The 13,630-nt window shown below is 75.7% G+C and carries 11 protein-coding genes; 5 read left to right on the top strand and 6 right to left on the bottom strand.

Features of this window, described 5'->3' with window-relative positions; all coding sequences use genetic code 11:
- Window positions 1–328: 328 nt before the first annotated feature.
- Together ACFU74_RS13100 and ACFU74_RS13095 are read left to right on the top strand one after the other, a co-directional pair.
- Window positions 329–820 (top strand): ATP-binding protein, encoded by a 492-nt coding sequence (locus ACFU74_RS13100; RefSeq protein WP_380755766.1) that lies wholly within the window; start codon window positions 329–331, stop codon window positions 818–820.
- A 369-nt stretch (window positions 821–1,189) separates the two neighbouring features.
- Entirely contained in the window at window positions 1,190–3,433 is a 2,244-nt protein-coding gene (locus ACFU74_RS13095) for a SpoIIE family protein phosphatase (RefSeq protein WP_380755764.1), read from the top strand.
- Window positions 3,434–3,462: 29 nt separating this feature from the next.
- On the opposite strand, the gene ACFU74_RS13090 is transcribed toward ACFU74_RS13095, so the two are convergent.
- The 6 genes from ACFU74_RS13090 to ACFU74_RS13065 form a co-directional block, all read right to left on the bottom strand.
- Window positions 3,463–4,524, bottom strand: a complete 1,062-nt coding sequence (locus tag ACFU74_RS13090) for a DUF2637 domain-containing protein (protein ID WP_380755762.1) — start codon at window positions 4,522–4,524, stop codon at window positions 3,463–3,465.
- 223 nt (window positions 4,525–4,747) lie between these two features.
- The gene (locus ACFU74_RS13085; RefSeq protein ID WP_380755760.1) at window positions 4,748–5,854 is read right to left on the bottom strand and encodes a (2Fe-2S)-binding protein; all 1,107 of its coding nucleotides are present in this window, start codon (window positions 5,852–5,854) and stop codon (window positions 4,748–4,750) included.
- 210 nt (window positions 5,855–6,064) lie between these two features.
- On the bottom strand, window positions 6,065–6,832 hold the full coding sequence (locus tag ACFU74_RS13080; protein ID WP_380755758.1) for a hypothetical protein: 768 nt from the start codon (window positions 6,830–6,832) through the stop codon (window positions 6,065–6,067).
- Between the two features lie 274 nt (window positions 6,833–7,106).
- Window positions 7,107–8,021 carry a hypothetical protein gene (locus tag ACFU74_RS13075; protein ID WP_380755756.1) on the bottom strand — a complete coding sequence of 305 codons (915 nt, stop codon included), beginning with the start codon at window positions 8,019–8,021 and terminating at the stop codon, window positions 7,107–7,109.
- A 174-nt stretch (window positions 8,022–8,195) separates the two neighbouring features.
- Window positions 8,196–8,798, bottom strand: a complete 603-nt coding sequence (locus ACFU74_RS13070) for an NTP transferase domain-containing protein (protein ID WP_380755754.1) — start codon at window positions 8,796–8,798, stop codon at window positions 8,196–8,198.
- 84 nt (window positions 8,799–8,882) lie between these two features.
- Complete coding sequence (locus ACFU74_RS13065; protein WP_380755752.1) at window positions 8,883–9,872, bottom strand: GlxA family transcriptional regulator; 990 nt, start codon at window positions 9,870–9,872, stop codon at window positions 8,883–8,885.
- A gap of 123 nt (window positions 9,873–9,995) precedes the next feature.
- On the opposite strand from ACFU74_RS13065, the gene ACFU74_RS13060 reads away from it, so the two are divergent.
- The 3 genes from ACFU74_RS13060 (at window position 9,996) to ACFU74_RS13050 (ending at window position 13,599) form a co-directional block, all read left to right on the top strand.
- On the top strand, window positions 9,996–10,910 hold the full coding sequence (locus ACFU74_RS13060) for an NAD-dependent epimerase/dehydratase family protein (protein WP_380755750.1): 915 nt from the start codon (window positions 9,996–9,998) through the stop codon (window positions 10,908–10,910).
- 104 nt (window positions 10,911–11,014) lie between these two features.
- The gene (locus tag ACFU74_RS13055) at window positions 11,015–11,794 is read left to right on the top strand and encodes an HNH endonuclease family protein (protein WP_380755748.1); all 780 of its coding nucleotides are present in this window, start codon (window positions 11,015–11,017) and stop codon (window positions 11,792–11,794) included.
- Window positions 11,795–11,949: 155 nt separating this feature from the next.
- Window positions 11,950–13,599, top strand: coding sequence for an alpha/beta hydrolase (locus tag ACFU74_RS13050; protein WP_380755746.1), 1,650 nt, complete (start codon window positions 11,950–11,952; stop codon window positions 13,597–13,599).
- Window positions 13,600–13,630 lie beyond the last annotated feature (31 nt).

Raw genomic sequence — 13,630 nt, 5'->3', positions numbered from 1 at the left:
CCTTGCCGCTCCCGCGGCGATCGGCCCGTCGGCGGACCCCGGCGCGGCGCCGCCGGAGGTCGAAAACCGCCCGTACGCTTCGCAAACCTGTCCGGCGCGGCCGGTTGGATCACGCGAAGCGCCCCGTGCCCCTTTCACCCCAGGTGATCGCCTGGGCACTGTTCCAAATGCCGAAAGCTGGGCATGAGGATGGTTGGTCAGTACCAAGGGGGCCGACCGGCCGGCGGGGGATGCGGACCGGCGGCCAGGAACGAGGGCGGGGGCAGGGGTGATGGACGGTCAGTCGCGATTCCCGCGGCAGCGGACAAGTTCGGGGGGAGCCTTCCGGGTGACCGGGGGTCAGGGAGCCCCGACGGGCACGGCCGGCCCCGCGAACGCGGTGGGCGCGGCGGGCGTCACCCGGCCGGGCGTACCGGCGCCGGGGTGTGCGCTCAACCGCCGGCTCCACCTGGCGCTGGAGGCCGCCGACCTGGTCGGCGTCGGTGCGGTCCGCCGCCGGCTGCGCGCCGCGCTCGGCCTGTGGGGCGTGCCCGAGCTGGCCGACACCGCCGAACTGCTCACCTCCGAGCTGGTCACCAACGCGCTGGTGCACACCGGCCAGGGCGCGGTCTTCGACGCCGTGCTCACCGGCGACCAGCGGCTGCGGATCGAGGTCCAGGACGGCACCGCCCGGCTGCCCGGCCGCCGCCGCGACCCGGACACCTGCGCCACCTCCGGCCGCGGGCTGCTGCTGGTCGAGGCGCTCGCCGACTCCTGGGGCGTCCAGCTGCGCGGCGACGGCAAGGTCACCTGGTTCGAGCTGGCCACCATCGTCGCCTGACGGCCGCGCGGACCCGCTCCGAGCGGGCGGGCGGCCCCGTTTCCGGGCGGCGGACGGCCCCGTTCCGGCCGGGGGAGGGCCCGTTTCGGCCGGTGGGGCGGACGGCGTTTGTCGCATGAGTACTGTTCGCTGTCGAACGATGCCCGGAAGTGAAGGCGGAAGGCAAGATTTCCGGCCCGTTGCCATTGCCGCTCGGCCGAACATTGGCCAGGATGGTGGGAATGTGTGCCCACGTGCGAGATGCGGCGGGGAAAATCCACCTCGACCTCTGACCGCCCGTCGGCGCGCGACCGTCGAGCACCACCCACATACGCCACGCGGCCCGTCCGGACGGTCGGCGCGGTCCGTCACGGCAGCGGCAGGAGCAGCATGCCCACAGAGTCCGAGTCACCGGGGCCGGCCCTTCCTACCGGTCCGTCCACGACCGGCTCCGGGCGGGCCAGACCCCCCGCGCAGGCGGCCCGGCGGCACACGCTGCGCACCGCCCCCGGCCTGGCGGCCGGCCGGCTCGCGCCGATGCTCTCCGGCGGCCTGCCGCTCTCCCCGGGCGACACCACGCCGGACTGGCTGGAACCGGCGATGGCCGCCAACGGCATCGGCTCGTTCGACTGGGACATCCGCCGCGACATCCTGGAGGGCGACCAGCGCGCCTGCACCATCGTCGGCCTGGACGCCGTCGAGAAGGGCCGCTTCGACCGCTCCTCCGCCTCCTTCCTGGCCCTGCTCCACCCCGAGGACGCCCCCGTGGTGCGCCGCCGGGTCGAGCGCGCCGTCGCCGAACTCGGCCAGTGCGGCGCCTACTACCGGACGGTCGGCCCGACCGGCGCGATGCGGGCCGTCCGGTTCCGCGGCCGGGTCCTCGCCGACGCCTTCGGCCGCGCCTCCCGGATGGTCGGCTTCGTCTGGGACGCCACCGTCGAGCTGCACAAGCGCGACCGCGCCGACCGGCTCGCCCTGCTGCGCGAGGAGCGCTCCCGCTTCATCAAGGAGGCCGCCCGCGCGCTCTCCGAGGCGGTCACCGTGCGCGACGTCGCCCGGGTCTTCACCGAGCTGCCGCTGCCCGGCCTGCCGCCGGACGGCCTGGTGCTCGCCTCCTTCGAGGCCGGCCGGGTGCAGGTCCTCGGCGCCTCCGGCTACCGCACCGACGAGCTGTCCGGCTACGACCGCTCGATGCTGCCGCCGAGCCACCCCGCCGCCGAGGCGCTGCGGGGCCGCGCTCCGGTGTTCTGCGGCAGCCGCGAGGAGTACCGCGAGCGCTACCCCGACGTCTGGGAGCAGGCCCGCCGCACCACCCGCAGCTCCTGGGCCTTCCTGCCGCTGGTCGCCAGCGGCCGGGCGATCGGCGTCTGCGTGGTCAGCTTCGACGACGACCGCAAGCTCGACGCCGACGAGCGCACCCTGCTCTCCACCCTCGGCGGCCTGGTCGCCCAGTCCCTCGCCCGGGCCCGGCTGCACGACGCCGAGCACGAGCTGGCGGCGGGCCTCCAGCGCGTCATGCTGCCGCGCACCGTGCCGTCCGTACCGGGCGTCACCACCGCCGTCCGCTACCTGGCGGCCGGCTCCGGCCTGCAGATCGGCGGCGACTGGTACGACGTGGTGCCGCTGCCCGGCGGCCACGTCGGCCTGGTGATCGGCGACGTCCAGGGCCACGACGTCCACGCGGCCGGCATCATGGGCCAGCTGCGGATCGCCCTGCGCGCCTACGCCGCCGAGGGCCACCCGCCCGCCGCGGTGATGGCCCGGGCCTCCCGCTTCCTCGCCGACCTCGACACCGACCACTTCGCCACCTGCACCTACGCCGAGGTCAACGTCGACTACGGCGTCGTCTACGCCGTCCGGGCCGGCCACCTCGACCCGGTCGTGCGGCGCGGCGACGGCACCGCCACCACCGTCCCGGTGGCCGGCGGACTGCCGCTCGGCATCGCCCCGGACGAGGAGTACCGGGTCACCCGGTTCAGCCTCGACCCCGGCGAGACGGTGGTGCTCTGCACCGACGGCCTGGTCGAATCGCGCGGCATGGACCTCGACGAGGGCGTCGCCCGGCTCACCGCGGTGCTCTCCGAACCGCTGGCGGACGGGACCGGCCGCGACCCGCTGGACGAACTCGCCGACCGGATCGCCTCGCAGGCCGCCGACTCCAGCGAGCGCGAGGACGACATAGCGCTGCTCCTGCTGCGCTGGGACGGCCCCGAGGGCGGTCTGGCGGCCCAGCAGCTGCGCCGCCGGATCGGCCAGGCCGACCTCGCTCGGATCTCCGAGGTCCGCGCCGAGCTGCGCGACGCGCTGCGCCGCTGGGGCGTGGCCGAGCTGATCGACACCGCCGAGCTGCTCTCCTCCGAGCTGGTCACCAACGCCATCCGGCACACCGACCGGGACGCCATGTTCACCGCCCGCCTCTACCGGGAACCGGTCGCGGACGGCGGCCGGGCACGGCTGCGGGTCGAGGTGGAGGACGAGTCGGACCTCTGGCCGACCCGCCGCACACCGGGGGAGCAGGCCTCCTCGGGGCGCGGGCTGATGCTGGTCGAGGCGCTGGCCGACGGCTGGGGCGTGGAGCCCCGGGGGACGGGCAAGCGGATGTGGTTCGAGCTCAGCGTGACGCCCGCGGAGTGAGGACCCGGGGGGGGTCCGTCTCCGGGGCGTCAGCCCCACTGCTGCTGAAGGTCCTTCAAGCGTTGCTCCAGCTCGTCCAGCCGGGGCAGCGGCACGGTGTCCTCGTCCGCCGTGAGGTCGATGGTGCGGCGCTCGGGCCTGGCCGGCAGGCCGGGCTGGGTGACGGTGCCCTCGACAGCGGGGCGATCCGGTCCGGGGCCGCCGTCGCCGTCGACGGCCGTGGCGGCGGCTATGGCGGAGTCCGGCCCGGACTCCAGTTGCCGGGCCGCCGGCGGGGGCGCGCCGCCGGCGCCGCGTTGGCGCCAGACGCTGTTGGTGCGGTTGATCGCCCGGATCTCGGCCCGCTCGCGGCGCCCGGCCAGCTTGCGGCGCTCCTTCTCGCGGGCCCGTTCGCGCTTGTCGTCGCGGACCTCGTCGACCGCCTCGTCCAGGCTGCGCACGCCTTCCAGCAGCATCAGCGACCAGGCCGCGTAGGTCTCGCGCGGGGCGCGCAGCCAGCGGACGATCCTGATCTGCGGCAGCGGGCGGGGGACCAGCCCCTGCTCGCGCAGCGCGGCCCGGCGGGTCTGCTTGAGCGCCCGGTCGAACAGCACGGCGGCCGAGAGCGACATCCCGGCGAAGAACTGCGGCGCGCCGGCGTGGCCGAAGCCGCGCGGGGCGTGCACCCAGTTGAACCAGGCCGAGGCCCCGGCGAACAGCCAGACCAGCAGCCGGGAGCCGAGCGCCGCGTCGCCGTGGCTGGCCTCGCGGACGGCGAGCACCGAGCAGAACATCGCCGCGCCGTCCAGGCCGAACGGCACCAGGTACTCCCAGCCGCCGGACAGGTTGAGGTTCTGCACCCCGAAGCCGACCAGGCCGTGGAAGGAGAGCGCGGCGGCCACCGCCGCGCAGCAGAACAGCAGCGTGTAGGAGGCGCCGCCGTACAGGGACTCCTTGCGGCGGCGGCGCTCCTCGGCCCGCTCCCAGGAATCCGCGGCGTGCCCGCTGCCGGTACTTCCCCGGTTCCGGGCCAGGGCCACCAGGAGTGCGCCGACCAGCAGCACCGCAACGCCGGTGATGGCCCAACCAAGCGGTATGTCGGACAATTTCATCGCCTGGACCAGCCTCGCTTTCCTGCGTCGTCGTGATGGCGGGGACCATCATGACGGATGCCCGGGAGGAGAATGGCTGATTTCCTGTCAATGCACCGGAGAGGGGTATTTCTGGCGAAAGATAAGGCACATCGTCATATTTTTATGGGAAAAGGGGAGGCGGGAATTCCGGAGGTGGCGGCGGGCGGGCCGACAGCGGGGCGCGGGCCGTCCCCGACCTCCGTCAACCGCGCGCGAGCCGGGGGCAACCGGCGCACATCGCCTCGATGCGCGCGGTGTAGACGAGGCAGCAGCTGGCCCGGCACCGCTCGGGGCGTTCGGTGTGCGGAAGGGAGCCGGACGCCGGGGTGGTGAATCCGGCGCCCGGCGTGAAGGGCGCGCACTCCGGCGCGCCGGGGCCGTCCGCGGCGAACAGCGCGGTGAGCTCCGCCCGTGCGCGCTCCTCCTCGCCGAGCAGCCCGCCGACGTACCAGAGGCCCTCCACCACCGCGTCCGTGGCCATCGCCCAGAGCACCCGCGGCCCGCGCCGCACCTCCGGGCGGAACGCGGTCAGCACCGGGGTCAGGAAGCCCGCCAGCGCCGCCCGGAGCTCGGCGGCCAGTGCCGTCTCGTCGGGCACCGCCCGGGCCGCCCCGGCCGACGCGGTCCCGGTCGACGCCGCCCCGGCCGGGGGGCCGCCGCGCAGGCCGACGAAGGCGCCCGGGCGGACCGTCAGCTCGCCGCTGCGGCGGCGGACGGACACGTCGGCGGGCGTGAGCAGCGGGACCCGGCGCTCCAGGAACCACGGCAGGGTGAACAGCAGCGAGGCGGCCCAGGCGAACCGGTGCAGACCGATGCCGGCCGCCACGTCCGGCCGCAGCGCCCGGCCGTAGCGGGCCAGGCCCTGCCGGGCCTCGTGCGCCACCAGCTCCCGCAGTGCCGCCGGATCGGCCACCAGCTCCGCCCCCGCGATCCACCCCCGTCCGCTCCGCGGCGGCGCACACCGCACCCGCACCTCCGGCACCACCTCCCCGAGCCGCCGGTACGCGCCCGCTCCGGGCGCGGCGGGCACGCCGTCCGACCCGGCGGCCCCGGGTGCGGGGGAGGCGAGGGCGCCGGGGGCGGGCACGGGGGTGCCGGTGCCCGCCGGCTCGGTGACGGGGCGGCGGGCGGCTGCCGCGGTTCCCGGGGCGGGTGCGGTGGGCGTCGGCGCGGTCGGCGTGGGCGCGGTGGTGTTCCCGCTCGCCGGTCCGGTGACCGGGGGTGCGGGCGCGGGGGAGGGGCCGTGGCAGCGGGTGGGGGCGGTCGGCGCCGGGGGTTCGGGGGCGGGCCGGGTGCTGCTCACGGTCATGGTCGTGCCCATCGGGTCGACCGGGCGGCCGGACCGCCCGGCCCGTGCCCGGGCCGGAGCCCGTCCGCCGCCGGCCTGCCCCCGGGCGGGGGCGCCGTGGCGCCGTCGCGCCGTACGTCCGGGCCCGGCCGGCCGGGGCCTGGCGGAGCCCGGGAACGGCGAGGCGAACCTGGCCGGGTCACTGCTCGACCCGGCCAGGTTAGGCTCACCTTAGCTGATCGGCCCCCGGATCTGCCTCTCGACGCGCCCGTCCGGGGGAGCGCCCGGCGCCCGCCCCGCGCCCAGCTGCCGGGCGAGCCAGACCGGTACGCCCCCGAGCGCCTGGACCAGCCTGGTCGCCTCCGCCCGCAGCCGTGCGGCCTCGGCCGGTTCGGACACCTCGGCCAGCGCCGCCAGCGCCGGCGCCACCCCCACCGTGAAGCCCAGTTGCTCGCGCAGCCGCAGCGAGGCGTCGAACCCCTCCCACGCCCGCTCGCGGTCCCCGGCGGCGAGCGCCAGCGCGGCCAGGTGCCGCCAGGTCGAGGAGCGGAGCAGTTCGTCGCCGCGCTCGCCCGCCCCGTCGTGCGCCCGCCGGTAGGCGATCCAGGCCGCCTTCGGGTCGCGCAGCAGGTTCTCCGCGACCAGCCCCCGCCGGAAGTCCAGCAGCGGCCGGCCCGGCGCGTCCGGCGGCAGCAGCGCCGAGGTGCGGCCGAGCGCGGCCTGTGCCTCGTCCAGCCGGTCGCGGGCGCCGAGCACGCTGGCCACGTACGCCAGGAAGCCCCGGGCGCAGGCCGCCGCCGCTCGCTGCTCGGTGGTCGCCGCGACGGCCTCGGCCAGCCGCAGTGCCTGTTCGGCCTGGCTCCAGTTGGCGGCGGTGAACAGGCACTGCTCGATCAACAGTTCGGCCCTGACGAGCGCCGCCGCCGGGTCGCGCTCGGCGGCGGGCCGTAACAGGTCGGCGGCCTCCCGCCAGCACGCCCGGGACCGTAGCCGCCACACGGTGTCCCCCGGCTCCGGAGGCGTCGCCGGCCCCCGTGCGTCCCGGCCGCTTGGGCCCCATCCGTGCTCCGACAACGCCACCTCCTTGTGTGCGCCATCCAGCAGGAAGCGGGCCCCTCCCCACTCGTGGCATGACGCGCCACAGGCCCGCGTTGTGGCGGCAATTCAACACGGGGGCGAGCTTGTGCACCAGATCACGAGCGGAGGTTGTTGCGTTCGGACGGGTTTTCGTCTAAACGATCAGCGGGCGCCCGGCCGGGCGCCGGGCGGGACCTCAGGACGTCCAGCCGGTCTCCATCAGCGCCTCCGCGGCGCCGTTCGCGGGCTGCGGCACGCCCGCCAGGTCCAGGCTGAACAGGGCCACCAGCAGCTGTTCGCCGCGCACCGTGGCCTGGTGCGAATAGCCCGCAAGGGTGAACATCGCGGCGGCCATCTCCTCCGCGTGCAGGGTCTGCAGCCACAGGCACTCGACCGACTTCACGTCGGCCGGCTCGGTCCAGGTGTCCACCTGGGCGACCATCCGGCTGCCCAGCAGGGTGACCCCGTCGCGCTCCTGGGCCTCCGTCAGTTCGAGGTCGTCGAAGCCCAGCCACTCCAGGTAGCGGGCCGCGGTGAACACCGCGTCCTGCGAGGTCCGCACCGGGTGCGGGCGGAACGGCGCGCGCCGCCGCCAGGGCGCCGCGGGGGTGCCCGCACCGGTGGCCGGCGGCGCCGCGGCGGGCGCGTCCAGCGAGTGCGCGGGGCGGGCCGGGTGCGGGTGGGAGGCCCGCGGGCCGGTGGCGGCGCCCAGCGGACCGGGGGCGGAGCCGCCGCCCAGCCGGGTCGTCCGGTCCACCGGGAGCCGGACGGTGGCCCCGCAGTTGCAGGTGAACTCGGGCTGCGGCCACTGGTCGGAGCGCCCGCAGTGCGGACAGCGCATGCTCAGCCAGGAGTCCTCCCACGAGCGGAAGCGCACCTGCACCGGCACTCCGCCGCGCAGCAGCGGCACCTTGAGCGAGGCACCGCACGGGCAGGGCAGCGACGGCGGTTCGTACAGGTGCTCCCGACGGCAGGCGGGGCAGCGGATCGCCCGGGCACCACCCGCCGCCCCCGGGCCGCGCCCGGCCGGGTCGTGTCCGGTGAAGTCGTCGGGCAGTCCGGGCATCGCGGGCACCGTCCGTTCGAGTCGGGGGCGGGTGACGTGTCCCATGCTCCACGAAACCCGGGGGGCGCGGCGCGGAATGCGGCAATCCTCAGGGACGAATCAGGGGTGTGCGCTCGATCGGTCGCCGGTGAGGAGGAGGCGCCTCCCCCTTGGGCGGGAGGCGGGCCCGCGACCGGGACGAACGGGGGCGCACGGGTGCGGTCCGGTGCGGCCCGTGAGTCACTCGGCGCCCCAGCGGGCGAGGTCGGCCGGGGTGTCGAGGTCGTCCGGTGCGGCGACATCGGCGCACTCGACGAGCGTGAGGTCGTCCGGATGCGCCGCCAGCAGCGCACGCGCCCCCGCGTCGCCGTGCGCGCCCTCCACCGCCTCGGCGAAGTACCGGGCGCCGATCAGCACCGGGTGCCCGCGCCTCCCCCCGTACACCGCGGCGGCCAGTTGCGCGCCGGCCCGGTGCGCGGCCAGCAGCCGGGCCACCGCGGCCGGGCTCACCCCCGGGGTGTCCACCAGCATGACCAGCGCCGCCGGGGACCGGGCGGGCAGCGCGGCCAGGCCGGTGCGCAGCGAGCTCCCCAGGCCGTCCGCCCAGTCCGGATTGGCCACCAGGCGGCAGCCCGGCAGGTGGGCGGTCGACCGCACCCGCTCCCGGTCGGCGCCCAGCACCACCGTCACCTCCCGGCAGCCGCCCGCGCGGACCACCGCCACCGCGTGCTCCACCAGCGGCCGGCTCCGGTAGCGGATCAGCGCCTTCGGCCGCCCGCCCAGCCGCCGCCCGCCCCCGGCGGCCAGCACCAGGGCGGCGGCCACGGCATCGTTCTGTCCCATGCGCCCAGCGTGCCCGGTCCGGGCGTCGTCGCGCAGCCCGCCCGGCGGTGCCCGGACGATGGCGCAAGCCGTCGTGGGCCGCGGTCAGCCGCCGGTGCGGGCCGCCGGCCGGGTGAAGTGCGCGCGGTAGGCGCGCGGCGTCATGCCGACCCGCTGGAGGAGGTGGCGGCGCAGCGAGTCGGGGGTGACGAAGCCGGTGCGCGCGGCCACCCGGTCGACCGGCAGCGCGGTGGACTCCAGCAGCTCCCTGGCCTGTTCGAGGCGCTGGGTGAGCAGCCACTGGAGCGGGGTGGTCCCGGTCTCGGCCTGGAAGCGGCGGTTGAGGGTGCGCACGCTCACCCCCGCGTGCGCGGCCAGCCCGGCCAGGGTGAGCGGCTCGGCGAGCCGGGCGAGGGCCCAGGCGCGGGTGGCGGCGAGCGAGCTGCCGTCCGGGGCGGCCACCGGTGTCGGCAGGACCTGCCCCTGGCCGCCGTCGCGGACCGCGGAGACCGCCGCCAGTCGGGCCACCGCGTTGGCCACCGCCGCCCCGTGGTCGGTGCGCACCATGTGCAGGCAGAGGTCGATCCCGGCGGTGAGCCCGGCCGAGGTGAGTACCGGGCCGTCGTCGACGAACAGCGCCTGCGGGAGCACCCGCACCTTGGGGAAGCGGTGCTCCAGCGCGCCCGCCTGCACCCAGTAGGTGGTGGCGCTGTGCCCGTCGAGCAGTCCGGCCTGGGCGAGGACGAAGGCGCCGGTGCAGATCGAGGCCATCCGCGCGCCCCGGCCGGCCGCCGTGCGCAGGGCCGCGAGGATCCGCTCGTCGGCGTCGGCCCGCGAGGCCGAGCCGGTCACCAGGACGGTGTCGGCGCCGGCGATCGCGTCCAGGCCGTGCGGGACGACGACCTGGAGGCTGCTGGTGCTCGCCACCGGGCCCGGTTCGACCGTGCAGACCCGCACCTCGTACGCCGGGCGGCCGTCCAGCTCGGCGGAGCCGAAGACGATCTCGGGGATGGCGAGGTCGAAGGCGGTCACCGGGGGCACGGCGACGACCGCGACCCGGTGGACGTCCGCGGGCGACCGGACGGGCGAGTGCATGGCCAGAACCTCCGGAACCTTGGCAGCCGGAGCCCTGCCGCGCGGCGGGGCCCTGCCCGAGAGTTGATCACGGCGCCGCCCCGTCGGACGCCACCACCCCTCGGTCGAACCAGGAGCCCTTCCATGTCCTTCCACGTCGTCACCGGCGCCGGCCCCACCGGCACCGCCACCGCCCTGCGCCTGGCCGGGGAGGGCGAGCGGGTCCGCCTCGTCACCCGGCGCGGAACCGGGCCCGAGCACCCGGGCGTCGAGCGGATCGCCGCCGACGCCACCGACGCCGACGCCCTCACCGAGCTGGTCGGCGGCGCGGCCTCGCTGATCAACTGCGCGGCCCCGCAGTACCACCGTTGGCTGACCGAGTTCCCGCCGCTCGCCGCCGCCCTGCTGACCGCCGCCGAGCGGACCGGCGCGGGCTACGTCATGCTCGGCAACGTCTACGGCTACGGCCCGGTGTCCGGCCCGCTCACCGAGGACCTGCCGGCCGCCCCGACCAGCCGCAAGGGCGCGCTGCGGGCGGCCCTGTGGGCGGACGCGCTGGCCGCCCACGCGGCGGGCCGGGCGCGCGTCACCGAGGTGCGGGCCAGCGACTTCCTCGGCCGCGCCGCCACCTCGCTGTTCGCCTTCACCGTGGCACCGGCCGTGGTGGCGGGCGAGCCGGTCGGCTACCCCGCCGACCTGGACGCGCCGCACAGCTGGAGCTACGTCGGCGACGTGGCCGCCACCCTGGTCGCCGCCGCGCGCAACGAGGCGTCCTGGGGCCGGGCCTGGCACGTGCCCAGTACCGGCGAGGACTCCGCCCGTGAGCTGGCCGGGCGGCTGGCGAAGGCGGCCGGCGCGCCGGAGCCGGCGCTCACGGCGGTTCCGGTGGCGGAGCTCGCCGGGTCGGGCGACGAGATCCTCGCCGAGGTCGAGGAGATGGGCTACCTGTACGACCGGCCGCTGCTGCTCGACTCGTCGGCCGCCCGGGAGGTGCTGGGGGTGGCGGCGACGCCGCTGGAGGCGGTGGTCGAGGAGATCGTCCGGGACCTGCGGGTGTGAGCTTCGCCATGATCGAAATGGTGCGTGTTGTGGTGTCTTGACCCCCTGCGGGGCGGCTGGTCTGCTGGTGCGCCGTCAGCCGCCCGCCCACCTGGGGAGTCCCCGTGTCCGCCCGTCGTCGCACCACCCTGTCCGCCACCGCCGTCGTCCTCCTGATATCCGCCGCGGTGCTGAGCAGCTGCTCGGACGACGGGAAGCGGGCGGACGGCGGCGCTACCGCCGGGTCCGGGGCGGCGGCGGGTGCGGCGGGCCGGGGCACCAGTCCGCTGGAGAACCCGGACGGCACCAAGCCCGGTCTGGCGCCGCTGGCTTCCGCCGAGGAGCAGAAGGCGGGCCGCGAACTGATCGCCAAGGTCGCCACCGCGGCGGCCGGCCCCAAGGACGGCTACGACCGCAATGAGTTCGGCCCGGCCTGGACCGACAACGTGGACGGCATACCCGGCGGCCACAACAACTGCGACACCCGCAACGACCTGCTGGCCAGGGACGGTTCGGCGGTCGAGCGCAAGGACGGCTCGAAGTGCGTGGTCACCTCGATGACCATCTTCGACCCCTACACCGGCAAGACGGTGGACTGGAACAAGAAGCAGGCCTCGAAGATCCAGATCGACCATGTGATGCCGCTGTCCTACGACTGGCAGATGGGCGCGAGCAAGTGGGAGAAGCTCAAGCGCGTGCAGATAGCCAACGACCCGCTGAACCTCATCCCGGCCGACGGCTCGCAGAACGCCTCCAAGGGCGACTCGGGCCCCTCCGCCTGGCTGCCCGCCGACCCGGAGATCCGCTGCGCGTACGCGGTGCGCTTCGCGCAGGTGTCGCTGAAGTACCAGCTGCCGGTGACGGCGGCGGACAAGAAGACGATGCTCCAGCAGTGCGGCGGCTGACGGGAGGCTGACGGGCGGTCGGCGACGGCAGCGGAAACGTTTCCTCGAAGGGTTCGTCGCTCTTTGTCCGGAAGCGTGCACGGCGGGCGGGTCGCGGCGGGTAGGGCGCCGTCAACAGTGTGATCGTCAGATGGTATTCGTGTGCGGTGCATTCGATGATCATCCGGTTCTCACGACGCGCCCTGCCCGCCGTCGCCGCGGCCGCCCTGCTGGCCGCCTGCACCAGCTCGGGCGGCACCACCGCCGCGTCCACCGCCGCGTCCACCGCCGCGTCCACTGCCGCGCCGTCGCCCGCGGAGACGGCGAGCGCCACCGCGACGCCCACGCCCACCCCGACCGCCACGCCCACGCCCACGGTGAAGCCCACCGGCCAGGCGGACCCGGCCCTCCAGGCCTTCTACGGCCAGCAGCTCGTCTGGGCGGCCTGCAAGGACGACCCGAAGACCGAGAAGACCGACGAGTCGGCGGTGCAGTGCACCACCCTCAAGGTCCCGCTGGACTACGCCGACCCGGGCGGTGACACCCTCGATGTCGGCGTCGCCCGGCTCGGCAGCGCCAAGCCCGGCCAGCGGACCGGCTCCCTCGTGGTCAACCCGGGCGGACCCGGCGGGAGCGGCGTGAGCATGGTCCAGCTCGGCCAGAAGGACTACGACGGCCCGCTGCGCGACCACTACGACATCGTCGGCTTCGACCCCCGCGGTTCCGACCTCAGCGCGCCGATCAACTGCCTGGACGACAAGACCCGCGACACCTGGCTCACCACCGACGACCTCGGCCCGGAGCACGGCAAGGTCCTCGCGGACGCCTGCCAGGCCAAGTACGGCAAGCTGCTGGAGCACATCGGCACCCGCGACACCGTCCGCGACATGGACGTGCTGCGCGCCGCGCTCGGCGATCAGAAGCTCAACTACCTCGGGCTGTCCTACGGCACCTACATCGGCAGCGTCTACGCGGAGGAGTTCCCGGACCGCGTCGGCCGACTGGTCCTGGACGGCGCGGTCGACCCGGCCAAGCCGCTGGCCGCGAACAACATCGAGCAGTACGCGGGCTTCGAGCGCTCACTGCGGGCGTTCGCCGCCCACTGCGCCAAGCAGGCGCAGTGCCCGCTCGGCAAGGACCCGGAGAAGGCGCCCGGGAAGCTCGCCGACTTCCTCGACGGGCTGAAGCAGAAGCCGCTCACCACCAAGGACGGGCGCGTCCTCACCTCCACCGCGGCCTGGACCGGTGTGATCAAGCGCCTCTACGGTGACGAGAGCTCCTGGGACGCCCTGGCCAACAGCCTCGGCTGGGCCATGCTCCGCGGCAAGGGCGACAACCTGCTCGCGTACGCGGACTCCTACAACGAGCGCGACGAGGACGGCCACTACAGCGCCTCCGCCGATGCCTACACCGCCGTCTACTGCGCCGACGGCGCGACAGACGTCCCGACCGGCGACGCGCTCCAGGCCGCCTACGCCGAGATGGCGGCCAAGGCCCCGCTGATCAGCCGGCACGAACCGGGGGCGGCGCTGTTCGACCCCGACTGCCGCAACTGGCCGTTCCGCTCGCCCGAGAAGGCGCACGCGATCACCTCCAAGGCCGCGACGCCGATCGTGGTGGTCGGCTCCACCGGCGACGCGGCCACGCCGTACGCCAACGCGGAGAAGCTCGCCGCCCAGCTCGGCAACGCCGTGCTGCTCACCCGCGAGGGCGAGGGCCACACCGGCTACGGGCTCAGCGAGTGCATCCGCACCGCCGTGCACGCCTTCCTCGTCGACGGCACGGTTCCGGCCGCCGGGACGCGCTGCGCGAGCGACGCGCCGTAGTGCGACGGCGGGGCGCGCCACGGTCGTCCAC

This window comes from Kitasatospora sp. NPDC057500, from assembly GCF_042802195.1.
Taxonomy (GTDB): domain Bacteria; phylum Actinomycetota; class Actinomycetes; order Streptomycetales; family Streptomycetaceae; genus Kitasatospora.
Note: the sequence above shows the minus strand (reverse complement) of the source record. Positions and strands in the feature narration are given on the sequence as shown.

Bases quoted from the DNA above. Each gene is read 5' to 3' on its own strand.
- ACFU74_RS13090 (WP_380755762.1), bottom strand. From the start codon at position 4,524: ATGAAATTGTCCGACATACCGCTTGGTTGGGCCATCACCGGCGTTGCG.
- ACFU74_RS13070 (WP_380755754.1), bottom strand. From the start codon at position 8,798: ATGGGACAGAACGATGCCGTGGCCGCCGCCCTGGTGCTGGCCGCCGGG.
- ACFU74_RS13085 (WP_380755760.1), bottom strand. From the start codon at position 5,854: ATGACCGTGAGCAGCACCCGGCCCGCCCCCGAACCCCCGGCGCCGACC.
- ACFU74_RS13065 (WP_380755752.1), bottom strand. From the start codon at position 9,872: ATGCACTCGCCCGTCCGGTCGCCCGCGGACGTCCACCGGGTCGCGGTC.
- ACFU74_RS13050 (WP_380755746.1), top strand. From the start codon at position 11,950: ATGATCATCCGGTTCTCACGACGCGCCCTGCCCGCCGTCGCCGCGGCC.
- ACFU74_RS13060 (WP_380755750.1), top strand. From the start codon at position 9,996: ATGTCCTTCCACGTCGTCACCGGCGCCGGCCCCACCGGCACCGCCACC.
- ACFU74_RS13075 (WP_380755756.1), bottom strand. From the start codon at position 8,021: ATGGGACACGTCACCCGCCCCCGACTCGAACGGACGGTGCCCGCGATG.
- ACFU74_RS13095 (WP_380755764.1), top strand. From the start codon at position 1,190: ATGCCCACAGAGTCCGAGTCACCGGGGCCGGCCCTTCCTACCGGTCCG.